This is a genomic window from Microcystis sp. M165S2 (assembly GCF_020245885.1).
Lineage (GTDB): Bacteria > Cyanobacteriota > Cyanobacteriia > Cyanobacteriales > Microcystaceae > Microcystis.
Genome location: NZ_JADBTZ010000260.1, coordinates 1 through 5,100 on the forward strand (window position 1 = coordinate 1; position 5,100 = coordinate 5,100).

At 42.4% G+C, this 5,100-nt stretch carries 5 protein-coding genes and 1 tRNA gene; 1 reads left to right on the forward strand and 5 read right to left on the reverse strand.

The window, feature by feature from the left end:
- Nucleotides 1-170: 170 nt before the first annotated feature.
- The 3 genes from IM479_RS13080 to IM479_RS13090 form a co-directional block, all read right to left on the reverse strand.
- Nucleotides 171-1,358 (reverse strand): FtsW/RodA/SpoVE family cell cycle protein, encoded by a 1,188-nt coding sequence (locus tag IM479_RS13080; protein ID WP_287686967.1) that lies wholly within the window; start codon nucleotides 1,356-1,358, stop codon nucleotides 171-173.
- Nucleotides 1,359-1,428: 70 nt separating this feature from the next.
- Nucleotides 1,429-2,373: an isoaspartyl peptidase/L-asparaginase gene (locus IM479_RS13085; RefSeq protein WP_287686969.1), complete on the reverse strand. Its 945-nt coding sequence runs from the start codon at nucleotides 2,371-2,373 to the stop codon at nucleotides 1,429-1,431.
- Between the two features lie 278 nt (nucleotides 2,374-2,651).
- A tRNA-His gene (locus IM479_RS13090) sits at nucleotides 2,652-2,724 on the reverse strand.
- A 101-nt stretch (nucleotides 2,725-2,825) separates the two neighbouring features.
- Here IM479_RS13090 and IM479_RS13095 point away from each other — a divergent pair.
- Nucleotides 2,826-3,212: a DUF4359 domain-containing protein gene (locus IM479_RS13095; RefSeq protein WP_286824992.1), complete on the forward strand. Its 387-nt coding sequence runs from the start codon at nucleotides 2,826-2,828 to the stop codon at nucleotides 3,210-3,212.
- A gap of 373 nt (nucleotides 3,213-3,585) precedes the next feature.
- Here the strand turns inward: IM479_RS13095 and IM479_RS13100 are convergent, their stop codons facing one another.
- Both IM479_RS13100 and IM479_RS13105 read right to left on the reverse strand, forming a co-directional pair.
- A complete protein-coding gene (locus tag IM479_RS13100; RefSeq protein ID WP_287686971.1) occupies nucleotides 3,586-3,858 on the reverse strand; it encodes an AbrB/MazE/SpoVT family DNA-binding domain-containing protein in 273 nt (90 codons plus the stop codon).
- A 112-nt stretch (nucleotides 3,859-3,970) separates the two neighbouring features.
- Nucleotides 3,971-5,100 (reverse strand): ATP-binding protein (locus IM479_RS13105; RefSeq protein ID WP_287686973.1); only part of this gene is annotated, 1,130 nt, incomplete at its 5' end.

A 5,100-nucleotide genomic window follows, 5' to 3' on the forward strand; every position in this document is an offset into this window, starting at 1 on the left:
ACCGATTTTCAGGTGGTCAACTACCTAATTTTCAGGGAAAAAGTACCTGAATTTTCCCCCTGATCACTCCCATGCCTGGTACTTTTTGATTGACAAAAAGTCTAAAAGTCTTACCCAACAAGGTTTTTAGATTTATTCAGCCAACCCTAATTAGAGCTTGCTGAATAAATCTAATATTGAGTGAAAACCGAGACAATTTTCTGAGGACTTTTTTTACTGGTGGGAACCGGATCGGGGTCAATTTCTTCCCTAGCCACGCGGATTAAGAGGGCGGCTAAAAAGAGACTGGCTAAACTGGAACTGCCGCCATAACTAAAGAGAGGGAAAGGTAAGCCGGTAGTGGGTAAAGAACCAGTGGCCACACCGATATTTAACAGGGATTGACCGATTAAAATTACCATCGCCCCGATCGCCACTAATTTTTTGATGCGATGACGACATTTAACCGCCACGATCAGGGCGAGAGTAGCGTAGAGAAATAGCATGATTAACAGTAAAATACCGCCAATAAAACCAAATTCCTCGCCAAAGACAGCGAAAATAAAATCCGTATCCGGGAAGGGTAGATAAAATAATTTTTGTTGGGATAAACCGTAACCGCTGCCGGTGGTTCCGCCAGAACCGATCGCCAGTAAACTCTGCACTAATTGATAACCATCACCCCGGGGATCCTGCCAGGGGTTTAAGAAAGACAAAATCCGTTTTCTCTGGTATTCGCGGAAAGTAACACTAACCACGGCCATAGTTAAACCCAGTAAAGCGGTGCTGGTCATGTAGGATAAAGGCAGACCGGAGGCAAGAGCGATCAACCAGAGAGTTATACCGCAAAGAGCAGTGGTACTCAAGTTAGGTTGTAAGAGGATGCCCGCTAGAATTAGCCCAAAAATAGCGATCCAAGTTAATCGTTGATTGACATTTAAACGCGGCCAACCACCAAAAACCGCCGCCCCTTGCAGGACGAGAAACGGTTTCATAAATTCCGACGGTTGCAAGAGAATCGGCCCGATTTTAATCCAACGGGTGGCACCGTTGATATTAGTTCCCAAACCGGGGATAAGAGTGATCAAAATTAATCCTAAAACTAATAAAATCATCCAGGGTGCGATTTTGAGGAGTTTCTCGATCGGCAATCGCACCAGGAAATTAAAGCCGATTAAGCCAATCCAAAGCCAGATTAATTGGCGTATAAAATAGTATAGTCCGTTATCAAAGCGACTGTCAGCCAGAGCGTAGGAAGCGGAAAAAAGCACCACTAACCCGACTGACAGCCACAAAAAAGTCATCCAGCGCAATAATCGCGCTTCGGCTGACCAGTTTTTCACATCGGGGTCAAAAATAGGAATAATATATTGCCACACGGAGATTTTCGAGAAGAAGTATCTTGTACAGATTAACCGAAAAGACTCGGCTCGATCGCAGTTTGTTCCCCTATCCGACGGCTACTTGACCGATTAAACCCACATTTTCACCGTGCCATTCTAGGGTATCACCGATCGCCTGACCGTCGTGATAGGCAGCCAAGAGAATTTCCGCCGTTTTCCCCCAAACAATATTCCCCTGACGATCAAGGGAAATCATGCCCAGATCCCGACCATTAGTTTGGGATTCGCGCAGGGATTTCTCCGCGGCAGCGGCGAGGGAAAAACCATCGGTGACGCGAATGACCACCTTAGCGGCTAAACACTCATCGATAATATCTTCCCCGACCCCCGTACAGCTTACTCCTGCCCATGGATTCGCATAATTGCCGGCCGGCATGGCACTGTCACTAACGCGACCGATTCTTTCTAGTCCCTTACCCCCGGTAGAAGTTCCGGCGGCGATGTCTCCTTGCTGATCAAGGGCCACCACCCCGATAGTTCCCCGTTGCGCTGACGAGTCGGCGAATAAACGGGCCATTTTACGGTTAAAATTCGTCTTTCTTTCCTCCATCCATTCTTGAATCCGATAATCGGTGAGAGGATCATAGAGGGGAATTTGTAATTCTCTGGCCAGATCTGCCGCTCCAATTTCCGAGAGAATGCGATCCTCTTGACTTTGGAGAAATTGGGCTAGGCTAATGGGATTCTGTACCCGCGAGACGTTAATGACACCGCTTAAACGCTGGTGACGACCATCCATCAAGGCTGCACTCATTCGCACCTGACCGTCCGATTGCACCACCGAACCGGTCCCGGCATTAAATCGCGGTTCATCCTCCAGTAACATACATCCTTTTGTCACCGCCTCCACAGCACTAGCACCATTGTCAAGGAGGTTGTAAATATTCTTAACAATCCCCCGGAGAGAATCGCGGACTGATTCTAAACCACCTTTGTCCTCTAGGGAACTCGCTCCCCCATGAATAATTAACTTCGGATTTACTCTGGTCATTATTTTCCTCACATCACATTACCGATCGGATCTAAACTATCACGTTATCGCTACTGAGCTTCTCCAGTGCCGTCTTAACCTGTCAGTAGTTGGACAAAATTAAATTCACAGTCTCGAAAGGGGGAACGGGGAAAGGCAAGGGAAAAATTATCTGTAATTACTCGCCGTTGGCTCATTTCTGGAACCGAAAATTTGCTCAATTGCCTCAAATACGGTTTAGCCAACACATTGACCGTTCTCCTCAAAGCCTAATCAACAGCAGCGATCCTTAAAAAGAGGGCGAACGAGGGGACTCGAACCCCCGAGTGGTGGAACCACAATCCACTGCCTTAACCACTTGGCTACGCTCGCCTTACACATATCCACTATACCAGAAAACGAATCGTTGACAACAGGTTTTTTATCCTAATTCGGGCTATGGTTAGGGTAAGTGAGTGATGATTTGAGAGCTTATGAAATTGGCGCGGTTAGGGGGAATGGTGTTAGGAGTGGTTTTAGGGGGAATTGCGGGGATATTGCTGACAACTAACCCCAATCGTCAAGATTACGAACAATACGCTTCCCAGAGGCTAACTAGCTATCTTAAGGATAATGTCTGCGCTCGGGCGCAAGCTTCCATCGAGGTGCAGGCTCTCTTGCGGGGTTACTGTAAAATGTTGGTGGATACGGGTCATCCTTTTTTACAAGAAGCGATCGCAACTAACACCACTAGAAAGAATTTTGTCATTTTCAGCGTTTATCAAACGGAATTATGGTTCCCTCCCCCTTTACCTAGTTATCACTTCAGCACCGTCGGTTTTTTGAATAAATTATACATCTACGAAGCTTTAGAATTGTAGTCAGTTAACGGAGGCGGTCGGCAGGAGGCCGCTTTTGTAACGGGGATTTATGCCCCGCTCCAAAAACTTTTCGCCTTAAGGCGCGGTTTTAGACCCGATTTTTTCGATAAAGCACCAAACAGCCCCAAGGTGATCCTCCATTTTTTTATCGTCATTACAAGCAATAATTTCTAGACTATTCTCTAATAATCCTTTACCTCTCAATCGTTTAATAACTTCCTCTGGAGATTCTCCTAAATCAACAATTTTTGATCATACTTCTACCCAATTAATAATACTGATATAACACCTATTAATCAAGGCATTTTCTACAATTTCTGCTCTTGGTTCGTCTCTAAGATAAGCTAAAAAGGCAGCAGCATCTAACACAGATTTATTCACTTAAATACTCCTGTCTGCGTTCTTGAATAAGTTCATCTACTAAATTTCTATCAGGTGATTTATCTTTTAAGAAACCTCTTAATTTTTTAACTTGTTGTTTGAGACTAACTAACTGTAATGTACCATTATCTTCCAGAGTTAAGATTAATCTATCCCCAGATTCTAAATTAAGAATTTGTTGGATTTCTTGGGGTAAAGTTAAACGTCCTTCTAGTTCAATATCAAGTATGTATTGTTGAGAAAGTGATGAATTAGCAACTGTCATAACTTTATATTTCCTTGTTTTCTACCTATTTCTAGTTTAGCAAAAATTCTAAAAGTTAATCCTGTAGGGTGCGTTAATGCAATGTAACACAAACAGTGAGTTTTGGAAACACTCACGCCCGAATCACAGTAATTCTATATTGATTTTCCGTCACCACCACCTCAGTTGATAACCTTTCTTCCATTGGTAAAGCATTTTTCCGTCTATCAAAGATAAATAACCAACCAAAATCTAACCCCAAACGCCCTAAATAAGATTCTAATTGTTCAATTCCATCAGCTTGCGGATCGCGTTTTTTATCCCGCCATACTTTTAATTCAATCCCTAAAATTACATCTTTATAACTCAGACATAAATCCATTCTATCACTACCAATTGCATATTCCCTTTCTAAAACTCCCCCACCATTAACCACACGATGTAAAAAAGCCATTAATACAATATGTGGAGCGATTTCATGATATCCCGTACTACCTAATAATGGTTCGACCTGTTGTCGCCAAAATTTGAGAAATGCTGTTAATAAAGCAGCTAGATTTAATTCACCTTCTGGGGTTAACCAAGTGGGTGCAATCATGGGTAAAGAAGCCATTGGTGTCACAGTTAATACCCTGGGTAAAACTTCCCGATAAATGGGATTAGCAATAGTTAATCCTCCATAAGGGTGCATTTTACATAATCCTAAATCAATGACAAATTGAATATCATCATTAGGTATATTTCCTAATTCTAAACCTGCTAACATCGGTTCAATAATGGCTTGAATTCTTGGTTCTCTTAACCGTTCTGCTAAACTATCTAAATGAGTATCTTGACGAGCAATTAATATTTCTTTGGCTGTTAAAATGTGTTCTTTGGTAATAGCAATGTTTCTATCTTTTGCCATTTTTTCTACAATTTCTTTAGCTAAAGCATTGACTAACCAAGGTTGTCCTTGAGTTAAATCAAAAGATGTTTCTATTGCTTCTGGTGTAAAAATTTGTCCTGTTGCTGCTGTATGTTGTTGATATAATTCTCCCACTTCTGCAAGATTAAAATTTCGCATAGTCAGAGAAGCAACTTTGATATTAAAAGGACTAGATGTATTTAATCTATCACTACCACCAGATGCTACTTTATAATCTCTCACATCTCGTAAACCAATTAATCCTACTGAGGTCGGGAAATTTTCTGGACGATTAGGAAAACCATCTCTTAACTGTCGTAAAACTGATATTAATGTTTGGTCTTGTAAAGAGTCGA